Raw genomic sequence first — 1246 nt, 5'->3', positions numbered from 1 at the left:
CTCAAAGAGGGTCGGTATTAGTGCATCGTCGGCTTTGAGGGTCCCCCGGATTTTGGTCCGGCCGAGAGGTGAGCTTCCGGATCTCATTCGGCGGCCTGCAGGGCCGCCGCCAGGGCGAATTTCTGGGGTGTCAGCCACCCCAAGGCAGTGTGAGGACGGCTCTCGTTGTACTGCCGCCGCCACGCCTCGATCTTGCTCCTCGCGTCGGCCAACGACAAGAACCAGTTCGCGTTCAGGCATTCGTCGCGCAGGCGGCCGTTGAACGACTCGACCAGCGCGTTGTCGGTCGGCTTGCCTGGGCGCGAGAAGTCCAGCGTGACGCCGTTCTCGTAGGCCCAGCGGTCGAGCGCCTTGGAAACGAATTCGGGGCCATTATCGACCTGGATGGTGCCGGGTGCGCCGCGGACGAGCGCGAGCTCACCAACGACGGACGCCACTTGCTCACCCTTGATGCCCTGGTCGACCGCGATCGCCAGAGCTTCCCGCATAAAGGCATCGACGACTGTCAGGGCGCGCAGCCGGCGACCGTCGAAGAGCGCGTCAAAGACAAAGTCCATCGACCAGCGCTCGTTCGGCCGGATCGCAGCGGGCTGGCGCTCGCGACGCGCGTCGCTGACGTGCCGGCGTGGCCGCTTGAGCCGCAGGCTGAGGCCCTCGTCCCGATAGAGGCGGTGAACCCTCTTGTGGTTCACCCGCCAACCTTCCCGGCGCGAGCCTGATGTAGATCCGGAAGTAGCCATAGCGCACCCGGCTCTTGGCCAGATCGCAGATGCGCATCCGCTGCGGTGCCTGGTCGGGCTTGGTCGAGCGGTAGCGGATGCCCGATCGGCCGACGCCGAGCGCGACGCAGCTGCGCCGCTCGCTCACCCCATGCGCCGCTTGAACCTGGCACACGAGGTCGCGTCGCCGAGCAGGCGTCAGAGCTTTTTTGCGAGCACGTGCCTCGCAGGATGTGCTTGTCGAGGCTCAGATCGGCCACGAGCTGCTTGAGCTTGCGGTTCTCGTCCTCGAGCTGCTTCAGCCGCCGCAGCTCGCCTGTGCCCAAGCCACCGTAGAGCTTCTTCCAGCGGTAAAACGTCTGCTCGGAGATGCCCATCCGACGCAGCACCTCCGCGACCGGTGTCCCGGTCTCGGCCTGCTTCAGCGCAAAGGCGATCTGCTCCTCAGTGAACCTGCTCTTCTTCACGGCTCTGCTCCGCACGATGTGCCCGACACAGGCGCGTCGGCTTAGAGTCTGTCTCGGAAC

The 1246-nt window shown here is 65.7% G+C and carries 1 pseudogene; it reads right to left on the bottom strand.

From position 1 onward, the window contains the following. Nucleotides 1-83 precede the first annotated feature (83 nt). A pseudogene (locus MFF55_RS26155) lies at nucleotides 84-1186 on the bottom strand (IS3 family transposase). Nucleotides 1187-1246 lie beyond the last annotated feature (60 nt).

This window comes from Methylobacterium iners (genome assembly GCF_022179305.1).
Classification (GTDB): Bacteria; Pseudomonadota; Alphaproteobacteria; order Rhizobiales; family Beijerinckiaceae; genus Methylobacterium; species Methylobacterium iners.
The sequence above is the reverse complement of the archived record's forward strand: the minus strand, read 5'-3'. Positions and strand labels throughout refer to the sequence as shown.